Origin of the sequence: Synechococcus sp. CS-1329, assembly GCF_025128055.1 — a bacterium.
Classification (GTDB): domain Bacteria; phylum Cyanobacteriota; class Cyanobacteriia; order PCC-6307; family Cyanobiaceae; genus Regnicoccus_A.
The window spans coordinates 12,536-34,992 of the sequence record NZ_JAHLYS010000016.1; the positions used below are offsets into that span (position 1 = coordinate 12,536).

21 protein-coding genes are annotated in these 22,457 nt (G+C 67.0%); 14 read left to right on the forward strand and 7 right to left on the reverse strand.

Going from position 1 to position 22,457, the window contains the following annotated elements:
* Nucleotides 1-149 precede the first annotated feature (149 nt).
* The 12 genes from rpoB (at nt 150) to KQ304_RS02805 (ending at nt 15,841) form a co-directional block, all read left to right on the forward strand.
* Nucleotides 150-3,440 carry a DNA-directed RNA polymerase subunit beta gene (rpoB, locus tag KQ304_RS02750; RefSeq protein WP_259735593.1) on the forward strand — a complete coding sequence of 1,097 codons (3,291 nt, stop codon included), beginning with the start codon at nt 150-152 and terminating at the stop codon, nt 3,438-3,440.
* A gap of 52 nt (nt 3,441-3,492) precedes the next feature.
* Nucleotides 3,493-5,397: a DNA-directed RNA polymerase subunit gamma gene (locus KQ304_RS02755; protein ID WP_259735594.1), complete on the forward strand. Its 1,905-nt coding sequence runs from the start codon at nt 3,493-3,495 to the stop codon at nt 5,395-5,397.
* Nucleotides 5,398-5,475: 78 nt separating this feature from the next.
* Nucleotides 5,476-9,537: a DNA-directed RNA polymerase subunit beta' gene (locus KQ304_RS02760; RefSeq protein ID WP_259735595.1), complete on the forward strand. Its 4,062-nt coding sequence runs from the start codon at nt 5,476-5,478 to the stop codon at nt 9,535-9,537.
* Between the two features lie 5 nt (nt 9,538-9,542).
* Entirely contained in the window at nt 9,543-9,698 is a 156-nt protein-coding gene (locus KQ304_RS02765) for a chlorophyll a/b-binding protein (protein WP_259735596.1), read from the forward strand.
* A complete protein-coding gene (gene rlmN / locus KQ304_RS02770) occupies nt 9,695-10,777 on the forward strand; it encodes a 23S rRNA (adenine(2503)-C(2))-methyltransferase RlmN (RefSeq protein WP_259735597.1) in 1,083 nt (360 codons plus the stop codon). Before KQ304_RS02765 ends, rlmN begins: the two co-directional genes overlap by 4 nt.
* Nucleotides 10,778-10,805: 28 nt before the next feature.
* Nucleotides 10,806-12,548, forward strand: a complete 1,743-nt coding sequence (locus KQ304_RS02775) for a sodium:solute symporter family protein (protein WP_259735598.1) — start codon at nt 10,806-10,808, stop codon at nt 12,546-12,548.
* Nucleotides 12,549-12,566: 18 nt separating this feature from the next.
* A complete protein-coding gene (locus KQ304_RS02780; RefSeq protein ID WP_259735660.1) occupies nt 12,567-12,731 on the forward strand; it encodes a hypothetical protein in 165 nt (54 codons plus the stop codon).
* 5 nt (nt 12,732-12,736) lie between these two features.
* On the forward strand, nt 12,737-13,561 hold the full coding sequence (locus KQ304_RS02785; RefSeq protein WP_259735599.1) for a HEAT repeat domain-containing protein: 825 nt from the start codon (nt 12,737-12,739) through the stop codon (nt 13,559-13,561).
* Between the two features lie 59 nt (nt 13,562-13,620).
* Nucleotides 13,621-13,833, forward strand: a complete 213-nt coding sequence (locus KQ304_RS02790; RefSeq protein ID WP_259735600.1) for a DUF2997 domain-containing protein — start codon at nt 13,621-13,623, stop codon at nt 13,831-13,833.
* A gap of 28 nt (nt 13,834-13,861) precedes the next feature.
* Nucleotides 13,862-14,254 carry a DUF1257 domain-containing protein gene (locus KQ304_RS02795; protein WP_259735601.1) on the forward strand — a complete coding sequence of 131 codons (393 nt, stop codon included), beginning with the start codon at nt 13,862-13,864 and terminating at the stop codon, nt 14,252-14,254.
* Nucleotides 14,247-14,636: a ferredoxin gene (locus tag KQ304_RS02800; RefSeq protein ID WP_259735602.1), complete on the forward strand. Its 390-nt coding sequence runs from the start codon at nt 14,247-14,249 to the stop codon at nt 14,634-14,636. The genes KQ304_RS02795 and KQ304_RS02800 overlap by 8 nt, the downstream gene beginning before the upstream one ends.
* Before the next feature lie 44 nt (nt 14,637-14,680).
* Nucleotides 14,681-15,841, forward strand: a complete 1,161-nt coding sequence (locus KQ304_RS02805) for an aldo/keto reductase (protein ID WP_259735603.1) — start codon at nt 14,681-14,683, stop codon at nt 15,839-15,841.
* Here KQ304_RS02805 and KQ304_RS02810 read toward each other — a convergent pair whose 3' ends face one another.
* Entirely contained in the window at nt 15,842-16,618 is a 777-nt protein-coding gene (locus tag KQ304_RS02810; protein WP_399228240.1) for a 16S rRNA (guanine(527)-N(7))-methyltransferase RsmG, read from the reverse strand. It lies immediately after the preceding gene.
* A 23-nt stretch (nt 16,619-16,641) separates the two neighbouring features.
* Here KQ304_RS02810 and KQ304_RS13665 point away from each other — a divergent pair, with 23 nt between their 5' ends.
* Both KQ304_RS13665 and KQ304_RS02820 read left to right on the forward strand, forming a co-directional pair.
* Nucleotides 16,642-17,247 (forward strand): J domain-containing protein, encoded by a 606-nt coding sequence (locus KQ304_RS13665; protein WP_311133881.1) that lies wholly within the window; start codon nt 16,642-16,644, stop codon nt 17,245-17,247.
* Nucleotides 17,174-17,440 (forward strand): DUF3143 domain-containing protein, encoded by a 267-nt coding sequence (locus KQ304_RS02820; protein ID WP_259735604.1) that lies wholly within the window; start codon nt 17,174-17,176, stop codon nt 17,438-17,440. The genes KQ304_RS13665 and KQ304_RS02820 overlap by 74 nt, the downstream gene beginning before the upstream one ends.
* A 39-nt stretch (nt 17,441-17,479) precedes the next feature.
* Here KQ304_RS02820 and bioA read toward each other — a convergent pair whose 3' ends face one another.
* From bioA to KQ304_RS02850, 6 genes are read right to left on the reverse strand one after another with little or no spacing between them, the layout of a single operon-like run.
* Nucleotides 17,480-18,748: an adenosylmethionine--8-amino-7-oxononanoate transaminase gene (gene bioA, locus KQ304_RS02825; RefSeq protein ID WP_259735605.1), complete on the reverse strand. Its 1,269-nt coding sequence runs from the start codon at nt 18,746-18,748 to the stop codon at nt 17,480-17,482.
* Nucleotides 18,749-18,797: 49 nt separating this feature from the next.
* A complete protein-coding gene (locus tag KQ304_RS02830; protein WP_259735661.1) occupies nt 18,798-18,932 on the reverse strand; it encodes a hypothetical protein in 135 nt (44 codons plus the stop codon).
* A 17-nt stretch (nt 18,933-18,949) separates the two neighbouring features.
* Nucleotides 18,950-19,588 (reverse strand): dethiobiotin synthase, encoded by a 639-nt coding sequence (gene bioD, locus KQ304_RS02835; protein WP_259735606.1) that lies wholly within the window; start codon nt 19,586-19,588, stop codon nt 18,950-18,952.
* A gap of 4 nt (nt 19,589-19,592) precedes the next feature.
* Complete coding sequence (locus tag KQ304_RS02840) at nt 19,593-20,411, reverse strand: methyltransferase (protein ID WP_259735607.1); 819 nt, start codon at nt 20,409-20,411, stop codon at nt 19,593-19,595.
* On the reverse strand, nt 20,411-21,109 hold the full coding sequence (locus KQ304_RS02845; protein ID WP_259735608.1) for an alpha/beta hydrolase: 699 nt from the start codon (nt 21,107-21,109) through the stop codon (nt 20,411-20,413). The genes KQ304_RS02840 and KQ304_RS02845 overlap by 1 nt, the downstream gene beginning before the upstream one ends.
* Complete coding sequence (locus tag KQ304_RS02850) at nt 21,106-22,296, reverse strand: aminotransferase class I/II-fold pyridoxal phosphate-dependent enzyme (protein ID WP_259735655.1); 1,191 nt, start codon at nt 22,294-22,296, stop codon at nt 21,106-21,108. Before KQ304_RS02850 ends, KQ304_RS02845 begins: the two co-directional genes overlap by 4 nt.
* Nucleotides 22,297-22,457: the final 161 nt, after the last annotated feature.

Consider the following 22,457-nt stretch of genomic DNA (forward strand, 5'->3'; position numbering starts at 1 on the left):
GTCATCAGCGTGAATACGGCAAGGTTCTTCTCCTCCTGTGGGGAGATCCATTTCATGCCTTGGGCCGCCTCTGGGCTTGCCATCCGCGTCAGGCATGTTCCCGCTGACGCAGCTTATCCAATTGTTCACCCGTTCCTGCAGGTTCCCGCATGAGCAGCGCGATTCAGGTCGCCAAGACCGTCACCTACCTGCCCGATCTGGTCGAGGTGCAGCGGGCAAGTTTCAAGTGGTTCCTGGAGAAGGGTCTGATTGAGGAGCTCGACAGCTTCTCTCCGATCACCGACTACACCGGAAAGCTTGAGCTCCACTTTGTCGGCACGGAGTACCGCCTGAAGCGGCCCCGCCACGATGTCGAAGAGGCGAAGCGACGCGATGCCACCTTCGCCTCGCAGATGTATGTCACCTGCCGGCTGGTCAACAAGGAAACCGGTGAGATCAAGGAGCAGGAAGTCTTCATCGGCGAACTGCCGCTGATGACCGAGCGCGGCACCTTCATCATCAATGGCGCTGAGCGGGTGATCGTCAACCAGATCGTGCGCAGCCCCGGCGTTTACTTCAAAGATGAGCAAGATAAGAACGGCCGCAAGACCTTCAACGCCAGTCTCATCCCCAACCGTGGTGCCTGGCTGAAGTTCGAAACTGACAAGAACGATCTACTGCACGTTCGTGTCGATAAAACCCGCAAGATCAATGCTCATGTGTTGATGCGGGCAATCGGGCTCTCCGATAACGATGTGCTCGACAAGCTCCGTCATCCGGAGTACTACAAGAAGTCGATTGAAGCGGCTAACGACGAGGGCATCTCCTCAGAGGATCAGGCGCTGCTGGAGCTCTACAAGAAGCTACGGCCCGGCGAGCCCCCTTCGGTCAGCGGTGGTCAGCAGCTGCTGCACAGCCGCTTCTTTGATCCCAAGCGCTACGACCTGGGCCGGGTGGGCCGCTACAAGATCAACAAGAAGCTGCGGCTCACCATCCCCGATGCCGTGCGCACCCTCACGGCTGAGGATGTGCTCTCCACGATCGATTATCTGATCAATCTCGAGCTCGATGTGGGCGGGGCCTCCCTCGATGACATCGACCACCTCGGCAACCGCCGCGTGCGTTCTGTTGGCGAACTGCTGCAGAACCAGGTGCGCGTCGGCCTCAACCGCCTTGAGCGGATCATCAAGGAGCGCATGACCGTCGGGGAGACCGAATCGCTCACCCCTGCCCAGTTGGTGAACCCCAAGCCTCTGGTGGCGGCAATCAAGGAGTTCTTCGGCTCCAGCCAGCTCAGCCAGTTCATGGACCAGACCAACCCCCTGGCGGAGCTGACCCACAAACGGCGCATCAGCGCCCTCGGCCCAGGCGGTCTCACCCGCGAGCGAGCCGGCTTCGCCGTGCGCGACATTCACCCGTCCCACTACGGACGTATCTGCCCGATCGAGACCCCTGAGGGTCCCAATGCCGGTCTGATCGGTTCGCTGGCCACCCACGCCCGCGTCAATGAATACGGTTTCATCGAAACCCCCTTCTGGAAAGTGGAGAACGGCTTCGTCCACAAGCAGGGCGATCCGATCTATCTCTCCGCCGACCTTGAAGACGAATGCCGGGTGGCTCCTGGTGACGTGGCCACCGATGCTGACGGCCGCATCCTGGCTGAGCTGATCCCCGTCCGCTACCGCCAGGATTTTGAGAAAGTGCCACCCGAGCAGGTGGATTACGTCCAGCTCTCGCCGGTTCAGGTGATCTCGGTCGCCACCTCACTGATCCCTTTCCTCGAGCATGACGACGCCAACCGGGCTCTGATGGGCTCGAACATGCAGCGTCAGGCGGTGCCCCTGCTGCGGCCCGAGCGGCCCCTGGTGGGCACAGGCCTGGAAACCCAGGTGGCCCGTGACTCGGGCATGGTGCCGATCACCCGGGTGAATGGCACTGTCACCTTCGTGGATGCCACGGCGATTGTGATCCGCGATGAACAGGGCACTGATCACATTCACCACCTTCAGAAATACCAGCGTTCCAATCAGGACACCTGCCTGAATCAGCAGCCCATTGTCAGCCAGGGTGACCAGGTCATTGCCGGTCAGGTGCTGGCCAATGGTTCGGCCTGTGAAGGCGGTGAGATCGCCCTTGGGCAGAATGTGTTGCTCGCCTACATGCCCTGGGAGGGCTACAACTACGAAGACGCGATCCTCGTGAGTGAGCGTCTCGTACAGGACGACCTCTACACCTCGGTGCACATCGAGAAGTATGAGATCGAGGCCCGTCAGACCAAGCTCGGCCCTGAGGAGATCACCAGGGAGATCCCCAATGTTGCCGAAGAGAGCCTGGGGCATCTCGATGAGATGGGAATCATTCGTATCGGCGCCTATGTCGAATCCGGTGACATCCTCGTCGGCAAGGTCACACCCAAGGGTGAGTCGGATCAGCCCCCGGAAGAGAAGCTTTTGCGGGCGATCTTTGGTGAGAAGGCCCGTGATGTTCGCGACAATTCCCTGAGGGTTCCCAGCACCGAGCGCGGCCGGGTGGTGGATGTGCGCATCTACACCCGCGAGCAGGGTGATGAGCTGCCGCCGGGGGCGAACATGGTGGTGCGGGTCTATGTGGCCCAGCGGCGCAAGATCCAGGTGGGCGACAAGATGGCCGGCCGCCACGGCAACAAGGGCATCATCAGCCGCATCCTCCCCCGCGAGGACATGCCCTATCTGCCCGATGGCTCTCCGATCGACATCGTCCTCAATCCTCTTGGCGTTCCTTCGCGGATGAACGTGGGCCAGGTGTTCGAATGCCTGATGGGCTGGGCGGCGTCCCACCTCGACTGCCGGGTCAAGGTGGTGCCGTTTGATGAGATGCACGGCAACGAAACGTCCAAGAACACCGTGCAGAAGTACCTGGAGGAAGCCGCCAGCCTCCCAGGCAAGGAATGGGTCTATGACCCGGAGAACCCCGGCAAGATCCAACTGATTGACGGCCGCACCGGCGAGCCCTTTGATCAGCCTGTCACCGTTGGCTACGCCCACATCCTCAAGCTGGTTCACCTGGTGGATGACAAGATCCACGCCCGCTCCACTGGTCCCTACTCCCTCGTCACCCAGCAGCCCCTGGGCGGCAAGGCTCAGCAGGGTGGTCAGCGGCTTGGTGAGATGGAAGTGTGGGCCCTTGAGGCCTATGGCGCCGCCTACACCCTGCAGGAGTTGCTCACCGTCAAGTCCGATGACATGCAGGGCCGTAATGAAGCCCTCAACGCCATCGTCAAGGGCAAGCCGATTCCCCGCCCCGGCACCCCGGAATCCTTCAAGGTGCTGATGCGCGAATTGCAGTCGCTGGGTCTGGATATCGCCGTCTACACCGATGACGGCACTGAGGTGGATCTGATGCAGGACGTCAACCCCCGCCGCAGCACCCCCAACCGGCCCACCTATGAGTCCCTCGGCGTCGCGGATTATGACGACGATTGAATCCACGCCCTGAGCTTCACCGTTTCATTCGACGTCCGCGCGCCCTTCGGCCATGACCAACAGCAACTCCCGCATCGAGAACCACTTCGACTACGTCAAGATCACTCTGGCTTCGCCGGAGCGGATCATGCAGTGGGGTCAGCGCACCCTGCCCAATGGTCAGGTGGTCGGAGAGGTGACCAAGCCGGAAACGATCAACTACCGCACCCTCAAGCCCGAGATGGATGGGCTCTTCTGCGAGAAGATCTTCGGCCCTTCCAAAGACTGGGAATGCCATTGCGGCAAATACAAGCGGGTGCGTCACCGCGGCATCGTCTGCGAACGCTGCGGCGTTGAGGTGACCGAGAGTCGGGTGCGGCGACACCGCATGGGCTTCATCAAGCTGGCGGCTCCGGTCTCCCACGTCTGGTATCTCAAGGGAATCCCCAGCTACGTGGCGATCCTGCTCGACATGCCGCTGCGGGATGTCGAGCAGATCGTTTACTTCAACTGCTACGTGGTGCTCGAGCCGGGTGACCACAAGGATCTCACCTACAAGCAACTCCTCACCGAAGATGAGTGGCTGGAGATCGAAGACCAGATCTATGCCGAAGATTCGGAAATCGAGAATGAGCCCGAGGTGGGCATTGGCGCCGAGGCGCTCAAGCGCCTGCTCGAAGACCTCAACCTCACCGAAATCGCTGAGCAACTGCGTGAGGATATTGCCGGCAGCAAGGGCCAGAAGCGGGCGAAGCTGATCAAGCGCCTGCGTGTGATCGACAACTTCATCGCCACAGATGCCCGCCCTGACTGGATGGTGCTCGATGCCATCCCGGTCATTCCCCCGGATCTACGCCCGATGGTGCAGCTCGATGGCGGCCGCTTCGCCACCAGTGATCTCAACGATCTCTACCGCCGGGTGATCAACCGCAACAACCGTCTGGGGCGGCTGCAGGAAATCCTGGCTCCTGAAATCATTGTTCGCAACGAAAAGCGGATGTTGCAGGAGGCTGTCGATGCCCTGATCGACAACGGCCGCCGCGGCCGCACCGTCGTGGGTGCCAACAACAGGCCGTTGAAATCGCTCAGCGACATCATCGAAGGCAAGCAGGGCCGTTTTCGTCAGAACCTGCTCGGCAAGCGGGTTGACTACTCCGGTCGTTCCGTGATCGTGGTGGGCCCCAAGCTCAAGATGCATCAGTGCGGTCTGCCCAAGGAAATGGCTATCGAGCTGTTTCAGCCCTTCGTGATCCACAGGCTGATTCGTCAGAACATCGTCAACAACATCAAGGCCGCCAAAAAGCTGATTCAGCGTGCCGATGATGAGGTGATGCAGGTGTTGCAGGAAGTGATCGAGGGGCACCCGATCATGCTCAACCGGGCTCCCACCCTGCACCGCCTCGGCATTCAGGCCTTTGAGCCCATCCTCGTCGACGGCCGTGCCATCCAGCTTCATCCCCTGGTCTGCCCCGCCTTCAACGCCGACTTTGACGGTGACCAGATGGCCGTTCACGTGCCGTTGGCCATCGAGGCCCAGACCGAGGCGCGCATGTTGATGCTGGCCAGCAACAACATTCTCTCACCAGCCACCGGTGAGCCGATCATCACTCCGTCCCAGGACATGGTGCTGGGTATTTATTACCTCACCGCAGTCGATCGTAAGGAGATCAAGCCCAGTTTCGGTGACCGCAGCCGCACCTATGCCGGGCTCAACGATGTGATCAATGCCTTTGATGAGCGTCACCTTGATCTGCACCAGTGGGTCTGGGTACGTTTCAGCGGTGAGGTCGACGATGAGGACGAGGGCGAGGCCCCCGTGCATGAGGAGACCCTCAGCGATGGCACCCGGATCGAGCAGTGGAAATACCGCCGCGACCGCTTCGACGAAGACGGCGCTCTGATCACCCGCTACCTGCTCACCACCGTGGGTCGTGTGGTGATGAACAGAACGATCATCGACGCGGTGGCCGCCACCTGATCTGACCTGCTGCAGCCGTCGTTTCCTTCCCCTGGTGTTCCAGGTTTTCTTCTCCGGTCTTTCTTTTCGCTCGCCGCCATGACCACCACCCCCTCCAAGCCCAACGCCCAGGATCGCCGCGCTCCCCTGAGCAAGGAAGCGCCGCGTTTCCGTAATCGAGAGATCGACAAGAAGGCGCTGCGCAATCTCGTGGCCTGGGCGTACAAGCACCACGGCACGGCGGCCACGGCCTCGATGGCCGATGACCTCAAGGATCTGGGCTTCCACTACGCCACTCAGGCCGCGGTCTCGATCTCTGTGGAAGATCTGCGCATCCCCTTCGAGAAAACCCGTCTGCTGGCGGAAGCCGAGCAGCAGATCACCGACACCGAAGAGCGCTATCGGCTGGGGGAAATCACCGAGGTGGAGCGGCACACCAAGGTGATCGACACCTGGACCGAAACCAATGAACGGCTGGTTGAGGAGGTCAAGAAGAACTTCAACGAGAATGACCCCCTCAACTCGGTCTGGATGATGGCCAACTCCGGCGCCCGGGGCAACATGTCCCAGGTGCGTCAGCTGGTGGGCATGCGCGGCCTGATGGCCAACCCCCAAGGGGAGATCATCGACCTGCCGATCCGCACCAACTTCCGTGAGGGTCTCACGGTCACCGAATATGTGATCTCCTCCTACGGCGCCCGCAAGGGTCTGGTGGATACTGCCCTGCGCACCGCCGACTCGGGCTATCTCACCCGCCGTCTGGTGGACGTGGCCCAGGACGTGATTGTGCGTGAGGACGACTGCGGCACCACCCGCGGCATTCCGATCCACTCCGATGAAAAGGGTCGATTCTTCGCCAAGCTCGTGGGCCGCCTCGCCGGCGAGCCCGTGCATGCCCCCGACGGCACCCTGCTGGTGGATCGCGACGGCCAGATCGATCCTGAGCTCTCCCGGCAGATCGAGGCCGCCGGCGTCAAGACCGTGGTGGTGCGCTCCCCCCTCACCTGTGAGGCTGCCCGCTCGGTCTGCCGCAAGTGCTACGGCTGGGCCCTGGCCCACAACGAGCTGGTGGATCTGGGTGAAGCCGTGGGCATCATCGCTGCCCAGTCGATCGGTGAGCCCGGCACTCAGCTGACGATGCGCACCTTCCACACCGGTGGCGTGTCCACGGCCGAAACCGGTGTGGTGCGCTCCTCGGTGGCGGGAACCGTTGAATTCGGCCCCAAGGCTCGCGTGCGTTCCCACCGCACCTCCCACGGTGTGGAGGCCCAGCTCTCGGAAACTGATTTCACCCTGGCGGTGAAACCCAGTGGCAAGGGCAAGATCCAACGCCTCGACGTCACCTCCGGTTCGGTGCTGTTCGTCGCCAATGGCGATGAAGTGCCCTCCGACATGGTGCTGGCCCAGATCTCCGCTGGCGCGGCGGTCAAGAAGAGCGTGGAGAAGGCCACCAAGGATGTGATCTGCGACCTGGCCGGCCAGGTGCGCTACGAAGATGTGATTCAGCCCCGCGAGTCAACCGACCGCCAGGGCAACATCACCCTCAAGGCCCAGCGTCTCGGGCGCCTCTGGGTGCTGGCGGGTGATGTTTACAACCTGCCCCCCAACGCCCAGCCCGTGGTCAAGGGCAACACCGCCGTCACCACCGGTGAAGTGCTGGCCGAGAGCCGCCTGGTGAGTGAGCACGGCGGTTCGGTGCGCCTGCGCGACTCCACCGGTGATTCCCGCGAGGTGCAGATCGTCACCGCCAGCCTCACCCTCAAGGACTGCAAGCTGGTGGGTGAATCCACCCACTCCGGTGAGATCTGGCACCTGGAGGGCAAGGACAACATCCGCTACCTGCTCAAGACCCAGCCAGGCAGCAAGATCGGCAGCGGTGAGGTGATCGCCGAGCTGGCCGATGACCGCTTCCGCACCCAGACCGGCGGTCTGATCAAGTACGCCCCGGGCCTCTCGATCAAGAAAGCCCGTTCCGCCAAGAACGGCTATGAGGTGTCGAAGGGGGGCACCGTGCTCTGGATCCCCCAGGAAACCCACGAGATCAACAAGGACATCTCCCTGTTGATGATCGAAGACGGCCAGTGGATCGAGGCCGGCACCGAGGTGGTCAAGGACATCTTCAGCCAGACGGCTGGGATCGTGACCGTCACCCAGAAGAACGACATTCTGCGCGAAATCATCGTGCGCTCCGGCACGCTGCACCTGATCAGCGACGCCAAGATCCACGCCCGCTACAGCGACGATGGTCGCCTGCACAATCCCGGCGAAGAGATCGCCCCCGGATTGGTGCCCGAGGCGATGGTCTACATCGAGGCGGTCGATACCAAGGAGGGTGCTGCCCTGTTGCTGCGGCCGGTGGAGGAATACCCGATTCCCGATGTCGCCCACCTGCCCGAATTGGGCAGCGTCAAGCAGAACGGTGGCCCCTCGCTCGGGCTCAAGGCCACCCAGCGCCTCACCTTCAAGGACGGCGAACTGATCAAGTCGGTGGAGGGGGTTGAGTTGCTGCGCACCCAGCTGATCCTCGACACCTTCGACACCACCCCCCAGATGACGGTGGATGTGGAGGCCGTGCCCGACAAGCGGGCCAAGACGATCGAGCGCCTGCAGCTGGTGATCCTCGAAACCCTGCTGGTGCGTCGCGACACCCTCTCCGATGCCAGCCACGGCTCCACCCACACCGAGCTGCAGGTGGACGACGGCACCAGTGTCAAGAGCGGTGATGTGGTCGCCACCACCCAGATCCTCTGCAAGGAAGATGGTGTGGTGCAGCTGCCCGACCCCGTGGAAGGGGAGCCGGTGCGACGCCTGATCGTCGAGCGGGATGGCGACACCCGTGGTCTGGACATCGGCAGCGCCGAACTGGCGGTGAGCGTGGGCCAGCGCCTGGTGGATGGCGAGCCCCTCGCCAGCGGCATCGAAGCCCCCTGCTGCGGTCAGGTGGAAGCCATCGACGGCAGCCTGATCACCATGCGTCTGGGCCGTCCCTACATGGTGTCACCGGATTCGGTCCTGCACGTGCGCGACGGCGAACTGGTGCAGCGCGGGGATGCTTTGGCGCTGTTGGTGTTCGAGCGCCAGAAGACCGGAGACATCGTTCAGGGTCTCCCCCGGATCGAGGAACTGCTGGAGGCCCGTCGTCCGCGCGAATCCGCGGTGCTCTGCCGCAAGTCCGGCACCGTCACCATCAAGCTGGGCGAAGACGACGATTCCGTCACCGTCTCGGTGATCGAGCACGACGACATCAGCACCGACTACCCGATCCTGCTCGGGCGCAACGTGATGGTGAATGACGGTCAGCAGGTCAGCGCCGGTGAGATGCTCACCGATGGCCCGATCAACCCCCACGAACTGCTGGAGTGCTATTTCGAGGATCTCAGGGATCGCAAGCCCTCAATGGAGGCGGCGCAGGAAGCCATCTCCAAGCTGCAGTTCCGCATGGTGCAGGAAGTGCAGAATGTCTACAAATCCCAGGGGGTCACCATCGATGACAAGCACATCGAGGTGATTGTGCGCCAGATGACCAGCAAGGTGCGCATCGAGGATGCCGGGGACACCACCCTGCTGCCCGGTGAGCTGATCGAGCTGCGTCAGGTGGAGCAGGTGAACCAGGCCATGGCGATCACCGCCGGTGCCCCCGCCGAGTTCACCCCGGTGCTGCTGGGCATCACCAAGGCCTCGCTCAACACCGACAGCTTCATCTCCGCCGCCAGCTTCCAGGAGACCACCCGGGTGCTCACCGAAGCGGCGATCGAAGGCAAGAGCGACTGGCTGCGCGGTCTCAAGGAGAACGTGATCATCGGCCGCCTGATCCCCGCCGGCACCGGTTTCGGTGGCTTCGAGGAGGAACTGCGCGCCGAAGCCGGTCCCCATCCTGACATCCTCGACGAGGAGGCCGGTGGCTACCGGCGCGTCGCCAATCTCCGCCCGGATTACACCGTGGAGATGCCCGCCGCTGCTCCTGTCACCAAGGCGGTGCTGGAGGATCCCTCCGAGGATGAACTCGATGCGGTCCGCAGCAAGCGGGGCATTGAGGCTGCCGCCAGCTCCTTCGCGGCCTTTGCCCGGCCTGCCCAGGAGGAAGGCCTGGAGGAAGAGCTCATCCCCGATCCCGCGGCCGTTGAGGGCCTGCAGGAAGAGGGTCTACTCACGGAGGATTGATTCCCTTGCTCGAACCCACGCTCGTTCCGAAGCGGCGCCTGCCCCGCTTCGGCTTCCACACCCACACCGAACGGCTCAATGGCCGTTGGGCCATGCTTGGTTTCATCGCTCTGGTGGCGGTGGAGCGCTGGCTGGGCCATGGGCTGCTGATCTGGTCGTGATCACAACGGCCCCTTCGCCTCAGGCCGCCGCGCCCCTGCTGGGTCTTGGCCTGGGCGAGCTGGAGGCCTGGGCCGTCAGCCAGGGGCAACCTGCTTTCCGTGGCCGTCAGCTGCACGATTGGATCTACGCCAAAGGGGCTCGCCGCCTGGCCGACATCAGCGTGCTGCCCAAGGCCTGGCGCGAGAGCCTCGCCGCTCAGGTGGGTCCCGCCGGTGCCGATGTGCTCGGTCGCTCCAGGGAACTGCTGCGCAGCGTGGCCAGAGACGGCACCACCAAGCTGCTGCTGGGCACGGCCGACGGCCTCAGCCTTGAAACCGTGGGCATCCCCTCCCGCGACCGCCTGACGGTCTGCGTGTCCAGTCAGGTGGGCTGCCCGATGGCCTGCCGTTTCTGCGCCACCGGCAAGGGTGGCCTGCAGCGCTCCCTGGCGGTGCACGAAATCGTTGATCAGGTGCTCTGCGTGCGCGAGGTGATGGAGCGCCGTCCCAGCCATGTGGTGTTCATGGGCATGGGTGAACCGCTGCTCACCATCGACTCCGTCTTGGCGGCGATCCACTGCCTCTGCACCGACCTGGGCATGGCCCAGCGCCAGATCACGGTGAGCACCGTTGGGGTGCCTGCCACCTTGCCCACCCTGGCCGAACTCGCCTTGGAGCGCCTCGGACGCGCCCAGTTCACCCTGGCGGTGAGCCTGCATGCCCCCGATCAGGCCCTGCGCGAACAGCTCATCCCCACGGCCCACGCCTACCCGCTGGAGGCGCTGCTCGATGACTGCCGCCGCTACGTGGAGATCACCGGCCGGCGGGTGAGTTTCGAGTACATCCTGCTGGGAGGCCTCAACGACCACCCGCGCCAGGCGGCGGCCCTGGCGGGGCTGCTGCGGGGCTTCCAGAGCCACGTGAACCTGATCCCCTACAACCCGATCGAGGAAGAAGACTTCCAGCGTCCCAGCCCCGAGCGGGTGGAGGCCTTCCAGCGGGCCCTGCAGGAACGGCATGTGGCCGTGAGTGTGCGCGCCAGCCGCGGCCTCGACGAAGATGCCGCCTGCGGTCAGCTCAGGCGGCGCCATACCGGCTGAGCTGCCTCCCCGTTGTTCTGAGCTGCCTGTGCAACCGATCGACTGGCTGATCCTGATCACCTATCTGGTGGGCAGCCTGGTGGTGGGCCTGTGGCTGTCCCGCCGCAACAAATCCGAAGACGATTATTTCGTGGCCGGTCGCCGCCTCAATGGCTGGCTGGCCGGGGCCTCGATGGCGGCCACCACCTTCTCGGTCGACACCCCGCTCTACGTGGCGGGCCTGGTGGGGGTGCGCGGCCTGGCCGGTAACTGGGAATGGTGGAGTTTCGGCGTGGCCCATGTGGCCATGGCCGTGGTCTTCGCTCCGCTCTGGCGCCGGAGCGGTGTGCTCACCGACGCCGCCTTCACGGAGCTGCGCTACGGCGGGGCCACCGCCGCCTGGTTGCGGGGACTGAAGGCGTTCCTCTTCGCTCTGCCGATCAACTGCATCGGCATCGGCTACGCCTTCCTGGCCATGGCCAAGGTGAGCGAGGCCCTGGGCCTGGCCTCCACCCCGGAGCAGCGGCTGTGGTTGCTGGGGGGCATCGGCCTGCTGGTGCTGGTTTACACCGCGGCGGGCGGGCTCTGGGCCGTGGTGGTCACCGACATGCTGCAGCTGGTGCTGGCCCTCGCCGGCGCGGTGGCAGTGGCGGTGGCGGCTGTGCATGCCGCCGGCGGCATGGACGCGATGCTCAGCAGCCTGCGGGCCCTGGACCGTCCCGAGCTGTTGGCGATGGTGCCCTGGCAGGTGCAGGACGGTGGTCTGCGCTGGATCGACAGTGCCGGCATCAGCATGGGTACTTTCAGTGCCTACATCGCCCTGCAGTGGTGGAGCTTTCGCCGCAGTGACGGCGGCGGCGAGTTCATCCAGAGGCTGCTGGCCACCCGCAACGAGGCGGAGGCCCGCAAGGCCAGCTGGGTGTTCCTGGGGGTGAACTACCTGCTGCGCAGCTGGCCCTGGATCGTGGTGGCCCTGGCGGCGGTGGTGCTGCTGCCCGACCAGACCGACTGGGAGCAGAGCTACCCGCTGCTGGCGGTGAAGCTGCTGCCGCCGGTGGCCCTCGGGCTTGTGGTGGTGTCCCTGGTGGCGGCCTTCATGAGCACGGTGAGCACGGCGGTGAACTGGGGGGCCAGTTACCTCACCCACGACCTCTATCAACGTTTCATCCGCCCCGCCGCCAGCCAGCGGGAGCTGCTGATCATGGGCCAGCTGGCCTCGGTGCTGCTGGTGGTGCTGGGGGTGATCACGGCCCTGATGAGCACCAGCATCGGCGCGGTGTTCCGGCTGGTGATCGCCATCGGCACCGGCCCGGGGGTGGTGCTGGTGCTGCGCTGGTTCTGGTGGCGGATCAATGCGGCAGCGGAACTGTCGGCGATGCTCGGGGGCTTCCTGGTGGGCATGGCCACCTCGGTGGTGCCGGTGCTGCGCATCGACGACTACGGCCTGAGGCTGATGGTCACCACCCTGCTCACGGCCGTGCTCTGGCTGGTGGTGCTGTTCTCCACCCCGCCGGAATCCGCCGAGGTGCTGGAGCGCTTCGTGCGGCAGGTGCAGCCGGCGGGGCCTGGCTGGCGCCACTGGCGCCAGCGCACAGGGGTGGAGCCGTCAGAAACGCTGTTGGATCTGCTCAGCAAGCTGGTGCTCAGCTGCGCCGTTCTCTTCGGTGGCTTGATGGGCATCGGTGGCTTCCTGCTGCACCTGCAGCTCTGGGGCTGGGGTGGTCTGGTGGCGGCGGTGCTGGGCTGCCTGGGGCTGTGGCGACGGCCCGCCCTGATCGCCAGGCTGCGCTGAGTGGCGCCGGTAGGGATGATGGGGCACATCAACGACACCTGCGGCGTCCCATCGATGACCTCCTTCCTGCGCACCGTCCTGCTGCCGCTGGTGATCGTGGCCCTGTTCGCCCTGGCGCTGTTTGCAGTCAGCGCCAGGATCTGGTTGCCGGGTGACATGGCCGCCCCCGCTCCGATCGGCTGAGGGCCATGACCGACCAATCGAAGCCCGAATTCGGCGAATCCCCGCCTGCTTACCCCTACGGTCCGGCCGAGCTGGCCTTCGACCCGGAACTGCTGGCGGGTGAGCTGGCCCATGAGCTGCTGGGGGATCCGCTCGAAGATCTCGATGCGCTCGAGCCCGCCGAGGCCGACATCGCCGCTGAATGTGACCTGGGGCTGGAGTGGCTCAGGGGCGTTCACGATCAGCGCATGCAGGGGCTGCGCATTTTCTGCGAGCACCGCGACCCCCGGGCAATCCCGCTGCTGTTGCCGCTGCTGGAGGCCACCTGTCCGATTCTGCGCATGAGCGCGGTCTATGCCCTCGGCCGCAATCCCGATCCGCGTGCGGTGGCGCCACTGTTGGCGCTGCTGCAGGACGACAGCAACGGCTACGTGCGCAAGGCGGTGGCCTGGAGCCTGGGCAACTACCCCGAGTCTCCGGTGCTCAACCCCCTGATCCGGGCCCTTCAGAACGACATCGCCGCGGTGAGGCTGTGGGCGGCTGGGTCGCTGGCGGATGTGGGCGGGACGGGAGCCGCCAAGGCCGACCAGGCCGCCGCCCAGTTGCTGGTGAGCCTGCGCATTGACTCCGAGCCCGTGGTGCGCAGCAACAGCGCCTGGTCGCTCGGGCGCCTCTACGACCATCTGGTGGTTCCGCGCCAGGGGGAACTGGTGGAAGCGCTGGTGGCGGTCATGCTCCACGATGGCGATTCGACGGTGCGGGACGAGGCGCGGGTGGCCCTGGAGCAGCTGGAGAGTCCGGCGGTGCTGGAGCGGCTGCAGACCCTGGTGGAAGACGGTCTCATCCGCTGACGCGGCCCCGGCAGCGTCAGGGGAACCTGGTTAACATTTGCGCACCTGAGTGAGCCTGGATGGCCCAGACCACCATCCGCTTCCGTATCCGTCCCGATGGGCGTGTCGAGGAGCTTGTGGAAGGCGTCCAGGGTGCTGCCTGCGAGCAGCTCACCGAACGGATCGAGAACCAACTCGGTTCTCTGCAGCAGCGCCGCTCCACCTCCGAGGCCTTTGTGGCCGCAGCTCAGGAGGTCACCCCCTCCGTGGGCGTGCACCAGCGCTCCGCCTGAGTTAAAACCGTCCTTTTCGGCCGCTCCCATGTCCCACTTCAGCACCGTCAAAACCGAACTGCGCGACCGCGGGGCCCTGCTGGGCGCCCTGCGGGACCTGGGCCACGAGCCTGAGCTGGGGGAGCGGCCGGTGCGCGGCTACCGCGGTCAGACCGTCCTGGCCGAAGTGGCCCTCACCCGCGACGACGGTTGTGATATCGGCTTCCGCTGGAATGCCGACTCCGCCAGCTATGAGCTGGTCACCGACCTGGAGCTGTGGAAGCAGCCGATTCCGGTGGAGCGTTTCCTCTCCCAGATCACCCAGCGCTATGCCCTGCGCCAGGTGCTGGCGGCCTCGGCCCAGGAGGGCTTTCAGGTGAGCGAGCAGACCTCCAGCCTGGACGGATCGATTGAACTGGTGGTGACCCGCTGGGATGGCTGAAGTGGATCCTTCGGTGGCTTTCGCCGCCCCTGCCCGCAGCCGTGAGCAACCCAGCGGCCAGGAACCGCTGCTGGGCGGAAGCCTGCGTCAGCAAGCCGTCTGGGTGGATGAGGCCGTGTGTATCGGCTGCCGCTACTGCGCCCATGTGGCGGGCAACACGTTTCTGGTGGAACCGGTCTGGGGTCGCTCCCGGGCGATCCGTCAGGACGGCGACAGCACCGAGACCATCCAGGAAGCGATCGACACCTGCCCAGTGGATTGCATCCACTGGGTGCCCTACGAGGACGTGTCCCAGCTCGACCATCGCCTGCGCTCCCAGGAGCTGTTGCCCCTGGGTTATCCGAGCCAATCCCGCGTTCAGCGCACGTTGCCTCGGCCTTGATTGCGGCGTTGCCCTGCCGTCGCTTCGGGCGCACGGAATTGCCCATGCCGGTGCTGTCCCTGGGGGGCATGCGCTACCAGCAGAGCTGGAGCGACCTGCCGGCCGCTGAGATCACGGCCCAGAGCCAGGCCAATCTGCTCGCCACCCTGGAGAAGGCGGTGGCGGCTGGGTTTCATCACATTGAAACCGCCCGCCACTACGGAACCTCCGAGCGGCAACTGGGAGACCTGCTGCGGCAGGTGCCCGATCCCCGCCGCATCCTCCAGACCAAGGTGCCGCCCCACGACGATCCCGTCCAGTTCGAGGCGGAGCTGGAGCTGAGCTTCGAGCGGTTGCGCATCGAGCGGCTCGATCTGCTCGGCATCCATGGCCTCAACCTGCCGGAGCATCTTGAGCAGACCCTGCGGCCGGGAGGCTGCCTCGATGTGGTGCGGCGCTGGCAGCAGCAGGGGCGCATCGGCCATGTGGGCTTCTCCACCCACGCGCCCCTGCCCCTGATTCTCGAAGCGATCGCCAGCGATGCCTTCGATTACATCAATCTGCACTGGTACTACATCCGCCAGGACAATCGCCCGGCCCTGGAGGCTGCCCTCCGCCACGACATGGGCGTGTTCGTGATCAGCCCCACCGACAAGGGCGGCCACCTGCACAGTCCATCCGAGCGGATCAGCGAGCTGTGTGCGCCGCTGCACCCGATCGAATTCAACGACCTGTTCTGCCTGCATGAGGCGACGATCCACACCATCAGCGTCGGCGCTGCCGGCCCGGCTGATCTCGACCTGCACCTGCAGGCGGTGACCCGGCTGCCCGAGGCCGAGCGCTGGTTGCTCCCTGTGCAGGAGCGGCTGGAGCACGCCAGGCAGGAGGCCCTCGGCGCCCCCTGGCTGGAGAGCTGGAGTGAGGGTCTTCCCCCCTGGGAGGCCACCCCTGGAGGCCTGAATCTGCCGGTGCTGCTCTGGCTGCACAATCTGCTGGAGGCCTGGGATCTGGAGGCGTACGCCCGCGCCCGCTACGGGCTGCTGGGCCAGGGGAGCCATTGGTTTCCCGGCGCTAACGCCGAGGCCCTCGACCGGGAGGTGAGCGAAGCCGAATTGATGGCGGTACTGGGGGGCAGCCCCTGGGCCCAGCGGATTCCAGCGCTGCTGCGCGGCCTGCGGGAGCGGCTCGGGGGCAGCAGTGTGCGGCGGTTGATGGCCGATGCGTGATCAGGCCAGCGGCTGCTTGGCCGGTAGACCCACGGCCCTCGGATAGCTGGCGGGGCAAGGGGAGCTGGGCCTGAGCACCACCGCATGGCGCACGCCCCGCCCGCCCGGTAGGTCGATCCGCTCCACCCGCTCCACCTCGGCGTGCAGGCTGGTGGCGGCCTGCTCCAGGCAGGCCAGATCCTCGGGGCTCCACTGGCCGCGGTAGAGCAGGGCCCGGCCACTGGCGCTGAGCAGGGGCACCAGGTACTCCGCCACCACGGGGGCGGAAGCCACCGCCCGCGCCATGGCCCAGTCCTGGCGGCCGCGGCAACTGGCGGCGTGGCCGGTGGCCTCCGCCCGCTCCCAGCGCACCTGAACCCGCTGGCCCAGGCCCAGACTCTCAGCCATGGCTTTCACAGCCTCCGCCTTGCGCCCGACGGAATCCACCAGGGTGAGCCGGGCGTGTGGCAGGGCGATCGCCAGGGCCAGGCCGGGGAAGCCCCCACCGGTGCCCACATCGAGGCAGCGCAGGGGATGGGCGGGGGGAGTGGGGGCGTTGAGCAGCTGACGCCAGGGCCAGAGGCTGTCGTACACCTGGGCGATCCAGTAATCGTCGCCATCCACCAGGCGGGTGAGGTTGAGGCGGGCATTCCACTGGCGCAGCTGCTGCTGCAGGGCCATCAACAGGTGCAACTGCTCCGGGGTGGGCTCCCAGGCCAGGCTGTCCCAGAGGCCAGAGGGAACCGGATCGGCGGGGACCGTGATCACTGCAGCACTGATGGGGGAGCTCTCTAGGATCACCCAACCATGGCGCGTGGTTGGTGGCAGGCGGCGAGCACCCGGTCACGGGCCCATCTCTCTATGCCCTGCTCGGTCTGTCGAGCACGGCCACACCCCAGGATCTGCGGCAGGCCTTCCGCTCCCTGAGCAAGCTCTATCACCCCGATACCACCACCCTGCCGCTGGCCGAGGCCGAGGACCAGTTCCGGCGCCTGCAGGAGGCCTATCTGGTGCTGGGGGACCCCCAGCGTCGTTCCGCCTACGACAGCCAGCTGCGTCTGGCCCTGCTGCAGCGGGTCGAGGCCCTCAGCCCACCAGCCGCCAAAGCTCCTGGTCCCGTGAAGCCCGGACCGGCGGCGGAGCGCCGTCCCCTCTCGGTGCGCCGGGCCTTCTCGGGGGGCGAATGGTTCGCCCTGCTGCTGCTGGCGATGGCTTTGCTCTTCAGCCTGGTGCTGGGGCTGGGTCTGGCCTGGTGGCGGGGGGTGGAACTGGTCACCCAGCCACCGTTTGCTGATCCGATCGAGCGGCCCGCCGAGCGGCACACTGAAGGCTCCATCGCAAACCTGCCCGGGGATGAGCTCCTTACCGCCCCTACAGACGCCCCTCTACAACCACCCTCTGCCGGCGCTGGAGCAGTGGCTGAGTGATCTGGGCGCCTGCCGGGACCGCGCTGAGCCCGCCATCTGGGACCTCATGCAGCCCTCATGGAGTGCCCGCATCGAGCTGGAGGTGGAGGAACTCAAGGTGAGCTGGGAGCAGGACGGCAGCGTCACGGTGCGCCTGTTTCCCTACGGCCTCAGCCGAGCTGATGTGGAATCAGCGATCCTGGCGGGACCCTGAGGCCCACTTCCAGCGGAGCGCTCTGCCGGGCTGCGGGTCTCAGCTGAGCTGATCGAGGCCTGAGCGGATCACGGCATAGCAGTGCTCCAGCTGCTGCTCGCTGAGACAGAGCGGCGGCAGAAGGTACACCACATGGCCCAGGGGCCTCAGGAACACTCCGGCCTCGAGGGCGTGCCGCTGCAGCTGGCGGCCGGCGGGATGGAGATAGCCGGGCTGCTCCACCGCCAGATCGAAGGCGGCGATGGTGCCGCACAGCCGAGGCCGCTGCACCAGGGGGTGGGCCGACAGGGCCTGCAGATGGGGCTGATGGCGGGCCTCGAAGCCCTCGTGGAGGGCGGGCTGCTGCTGGAGCAGATCCAGACTGGCGTTGGCGGCGGCGCAGCCGAGCGGATTGGCCGTGAAGCTGTGGCCGTGGTACAGGGTGTGACTGGGGTCGTCGCTGATGAAGCCCTGGTAGATCCGTTCGCTCGCCAGGGTGACGCCCATCGGCAGAAAGCCGCCGGTGAGGCCCTTGGAGAGGGCGACGAGATCAGGGCTGATGCCGGCCCGGCCGCAGGCGAAGAGGGCGCCGGTGCGGCCGAAACCCGTCATCACTTCATCGGCGATCAGCAGGGCGCCGGCCCGCCGCACCCGTTGCTCCAGTTGGCGCAGGAAACCCTCGCGCACCATGGCCATGCCGCTGGCACCCTGCACCAGCGGCTCAAGGATCACCGCGGCGGTGGGCACCTCCAGCAGTCGCTCCAGCGCCGAGAGGGCTTCGGCTTCCTTGCGCTCCACCTCCGGATCGTCCCACCAGGTGGCGGGCCACGGGGCGCGGGTCACCGGCGAGAGCAGGGGCTCGAACGGGGCGGAGAAAAGGGAGCGCTCCCCCAGGGCCATGGCCCCGAAGGTGTCGCCGTGATAAGCCCCCTCGAAGGCGATCAGCTGCCGCCGCTGTGAGCCCTGGTTGCGCCACCACTGCCAGGCCATCTTCAGGGCCACCTCCACGGCGGTGGAGCCGTCGTCGGAGAAGAACAGTCGCTGCAGCCCCGAGGCGGCGCTCAGCCGCTCGGCCAGCCGCTCGGCGGGGGGATGGCGGAAGTTGGCGAAGATCACCTGCTCCAGCTGTAGGGCCTGCTCCGCCACCGCCGCGGCGATGCTGGGCTCGCCATGGCCGTGCAGGGTCACCCACCAGCTGCTGATGGCATCGATCAGCTCACGGCCGTCGTCGAGTTCGAGCAGAGCACCGCGGCCGGCCACCGCCCGCAGGGGCGGATCGGCCCGGGCCACCTGGGTGGTGGGGTGCCAGAGATGGGGATGCCAGCTCAAGGGTTCGGCGGGGGTTGCATCAGCTGGATCTGCATTGGCTGGGGCTGCATCAGCGGCACCGCTTCTCCAGGCGGGCTGCTTCGGAGGCCCAGGGTCCGCAGTTGAACCAGCGCACCATCCCCACTTCCACATCGGTGAAGAGCACCAGGATGCCGCTGCAGAGCAGGGCCACTGACGCGCTCACAAACAGATTTCCACGTGTCATCGGGCCAGATTACGGGCCAGGCCACTGGCCTGCCATTGCTCGGCGAGGGCCTGGCGATCCAGCTGTGTCAGGGGGGGCAGGCAGGCCAGCACCGGTGCCCCGGTCATGGCCTCCAGGGTGCGGGGGTTGTCGGGGTGGGGGGGGCCGTTGAGCACCAGGCCCAACAGAGGGATGCCTCTGCTGCGCAGGGCTTCCACCGACAGCAGCGTGTGGTTGAGGGTGCCGAGGCCGCTGCGGGCCACCAGCACGACCGGCAGGCCCCAGCGGCCGACCTGATCGATCTGGAGGCTGTCGAGGCGCAGGGGCACCAGCAGGCCGCCGGCGGTTTCCACCACCAGCGGACCCCTCACCAGGGGCAGTGCCAGGCGCTCCAGCTCGATCGGCCGCTGCTCCAGCTCCGCGGCCCAGTGGGGTGAGACCGGATGGCTGTAGCGGTAGGCCTCCGGCAGCAGCCGCCCTGCGGCCTCGCTGGGGGTGAGACCCAGCAGGGCCGCCACGCGGGCCGTGTCGCCCCCCTCCTCCAGGCCGCACTGCACCGGCTTCCAGTACTGCGCTCCAAGGCCCTGCACCAGCAGGGCGCTCACCACGGTCTTGCCCACATCGGTGTCGGTGCCGCAGACCACCAGCCGTGTCATCGCTTCAGCTCCGTTGAGGTTGATGGCCGAGCAGCAGCAGCACGTCCCAGCTCAGGCGCCTGTGACCGTCGGAGTCGTGGGGCCAGTGGGCCTCCAGCCGCCGCCAGGCTCCCACCCCGAGGGGTGCTGCAGCGGTGCTGCCCGCACCGATGGCGCCCATGGGCCGCAGCAGGGCCCGGCCGCTGTGGCCGCGCTGGCTGAAGCGCAGGGTCGTGGCCAGGTGCAGCTCCAGGCGCTGGGCGGCCACTGCCTGCAGGCGGTCTCCCTCGGGCAGGGACAGGGCGGTGCAGGGCACGCCGGCGGCAGCGGCCGCCTGGCGCCACTGGGGGAAGCTGCCGGCGGTGGGCACGGCCAGTCCCAGCCAGCCCCCCGGCGCCAGGGCGGCGCACCACTGATCCAGACTGGCGCAGGGATCCTCCAGCCAGTGCAGCGCGAAGCTCGACACCAGCAACGCCGCACTGTCCAGGCCGTCGGGCAGGCCGTCGTTCAGGTCCCAGAGCAGTTGGGGAGCAGCAGCAGGGGTGGCCGCAGCCGATGCCTCGGTCCGTCGGCGGGCTCCCTCCTCCAGCAGGGCCGCGCAGGCATCGAGGCGCAGCAGCTCCAGGCCGGGCTGCTGCTGCTCCAGGGCGTTGCTGAGCAGACCGGAACCTGCCCCCAGATCCGCCATCGGGCCGGTAGGGAGGGGCAGGTTCCGGCAGTGGTGGGCCAGCCGCCAGGCCACCGTCCGCTGCAGGCTGGCGGCGGCGTTGTAGTGACGGGCCCGACGGCTGAAGGCCTGCCGCACCCGATCCGCCAAGGGGGGGGCTGAGCGCAGCAGCACCATCAGCGTCTGGCCTCCAGCCAGTCCAGTACCGGCTCCAGCAGATCGCAATCCAGCAGGCTGTGGCCAGTGCCGACCATGGTCCAGAGCTCGGCGGCCGGCAGGGCCAGGGCCAGGGCCGATCGGCTCTCGGGGGCCACGATGCGATCGGCTCCGGCCTCCACGATCAGGCTGCGGGCGCCGCTGGGGTAGACGGTGGGTACGGCGCTGCACTGCTCCAGCAGCAGCAGATCCTGACGCAACCGCTCAACCCCTTCGGCCGGCATGGAGGCCGAAGAGGGCCCTGCCGGCAGCCGCTCCACCGCGGCGGGAGCGGCGGCTTCGCGCAGGAAGTCGTTGAGCATGGCGGTGGTGTCGCCGGCCTCCAGGCGCTGGCCCATGCCGCGCAGGGCCTGCCGCCAGCGCCGGCCGCCGGGCCCCGTGGGCACGAAGCGCCCGAAGCTGGCCAGCAGCACCACCGCCTCGGCCTGCGCCAGCACCGCCTCTGGCAGCAGGTGCAGCCCGAGCGAATGCACGATCACGACCCTGGGGCCGTTGTGCTGCGGCCACTGGGGGCGGCTAGGGGCCAGCTGGCCGTAGCCGCGCTCGCCGCTTTGCCAGCTCCAGCCGCGGCGGCCCGCCGCCTCCTGCCAGGGGTCCCAGGCTCGACTGTCGCCGGCCCAGCCGTGCATGGCGATCAGTTGCAGCGATGTGTGCTTCATGGGATGGGGGCGTGGGGCCAGGCAGCCAGGGCCTGGAGCAGGCGCTCAAGGCTGCCGTGGGGCAGGTCACGGCGCAGCACCAGCCGCAGGCGGGCCGTGCCCGGCGGCACCGTGGGCGGACGGATCGCCACCGCCAGCAGGCCGGCCTGCTCCAGGTGGCGCTGCAGGTTGAGGGCGAGAGCGTCCTCACCCACGTGCAGCGGCAGGACCGGACCCTCGCCAGGGGGCCGCCGCCAGCCGGCGGCGACGAGGCCCTCCCGCCAGCGCCGGGCCCGCAGCAGCAGGGTGGCAGCCTGCCCGGGATCGGCCTGGAGCAGTTCCAGGGCCGCTGCGGCCGCGGCCGCCAGCGGCGGGGCCAGCGCGGTGGTGTAGCGAAAGGCCCCGGAGCTCTGCAGCAGCCACTCGCCCACGGGACCATCGGCGGCGAGGAAGGCCCCACCGGCGCCGAAGGCCTTGCCGAAGGTGCCGCTCACCAGGCTCACCCCCGCCACACCCCAGGCCAGGCCGCGGCCGCCGTGGCCGAGCAGGCCGAGGGCATGGGCTTCATCCAGCAGCAGCAGGGCGCCGAACTCCTGGCAGGCGGAGGCGATGCCGGCCAGATCGGGACTGGTGCCTTCCATGCTGAACAGGCTCTCGCTCACCACCAGCCGCCGCCGCTGCGGCTCGTTCCGGGCCCTGCTCTCCAGCAGACGACGCAGGTCAGTGAGGTCGTTGTGGCGAAAGCGCCGCAGGCGGGCGCCGCTGGCTTGGACCCCCACCAGCAGGGAGTGGTGAATCAGCCGGTCAGCGATCACCTCGCTGTGGCGATCGGCCAGGGCCAGCACCCCGGCCAGGTTGGCCTGGAAGCCGCTGGGGAAGAGCAGCACCCGCTCGCGCCCCAGCCACTGGGCCAGGCCCGCCTCAAGGCTGATGTGGCTGGGGCGCGTGCCGCTCACCAGCCGTGATCCGCCCGAACCCACCCCCTCGCTCTGGATCGCAGCCCTGGCCGCCGCCTTCAGGGCGGGGTGGGCGCTGAGGCCGAGGTAGTCGTTGCTGGCCAGATCCAGCAGGGTCCCCTGGGGCCGGCCGGCCTCGCCTGTGAGCAGGGTGGCGCCTGGGCCGGGGAGGAACGGGCGCAGCTGCCGGCGCCGCTGCTCGCCCACCAGGGCGAGGGCCTGCTGAATGGACTCGAGCGGATCAGGGGCCACGCGGAAGACACCGCCAAGCAGTTGCACTCCGCCCACTCTGCTTGCTGGGCAGCCCATAGGATTGACCCATGCAAACCGCCGGTTCCGACGCTCCACCTGATCCGGCGGCGGTACAGGATCCGGCAGCGTCCTCAGATTCTTCAGCCGAAAGCAATCGCTCA

Excerpts from the sequence above, each read along its gene's own strand:
- rpoB (WP_259735593.1), top strand. The coding sequence starts at position 150 with ATGAGCAGCGCGATTCAGGTCGCCAAGACCGTCACCTACCTGCCCGAT.
- KQ304_RS02755 (WP_259735594.1), top strand. The coding sequence starts at position 3,493 with ATGACCAACAGCAACTCCCGCATCGAGAACCACTTCGACTACGTCAAG.
- KQ304_RS02760 (WP_259735595.1), top strand. The coding sequence starts at position 5,476 with ATGACCACCACCCCCTCCAAGCCCAACGCCCAGGATCGCCGCGCTCCC.
- KQ304_RS02780 (WP_259735660.1), top strand. The coding sequence starts at position 12,567 with ATGGGGCACATCAACGACACCTGCGGCGTCCCATCGATGACCTCCTTC.
- KQ304_RS02785 (WP_259735599.1), top strand. The coding sequence starts at position 12,737 with ATGACCGACCAATCGAAGCCCGAATTCGGCGAATCCCCGCCTGCTTAC.
- KQ304_RS02790 (WP_259735600.1), top strand. The coding sequence starts at position 13,621 with ATGGCCCAGACCACCATCCGCTTCCGTATCCGTCCCGATGGGCGTGTC.
- KQ304_RS02795 (WP_259735601.1), top strand. The coding sequence starts at position 13,862 with ATGTCCCACTTCAGCACCGTCAAAACCGAACTGCGCGACCGCGGGGCC.
- KQ304_RS02800 (WP_259735602.1), top strand. The coding sequence starts at position 14,247 with ATGGCTGAAGTGGATCCTTCGGTGGCTTTCGCCGCCCCTGCCCGCAGC.
- KQ304_RS02805 (WP_259735603.1), top strand. The coding sequence starts at position 14,681 with ATGCCGGTGCTGTCCCTGGGGGGCATGCGCTACCAGCAGAGCTGGAGC.
- KQ304_RS02820 (WP_259735604.1), top strand. The coding sequence starts at position 17,174 with ATGAGCTCCTTACCGCCCCTACAGACGCCCCTCTACAACCACCCTCTG.
- bioD (WP_259735606.1), bottom strand. The coding sequence starts at position 19,588 with ATGACACGGCTGGTGGTCTGCGGCACCGACACCGATGTGGGCAAGACC.
- KQ304_RS02840 (WP_259735607.1), bottom strand. The coding sequence starts at position 20,411 with ATGGTGCTGCTGCGCTCAGCCCCCCCCTTGGCGGATCGGGTGCGGCAG.
- KQ304_RS02845 (WP_259735608.1), bottom strand. The coding sequence starts at position 21,109 with ATGAAGCACACATCGCTGCAACTGATCGCCATGCACGGCTGGGCCGGC.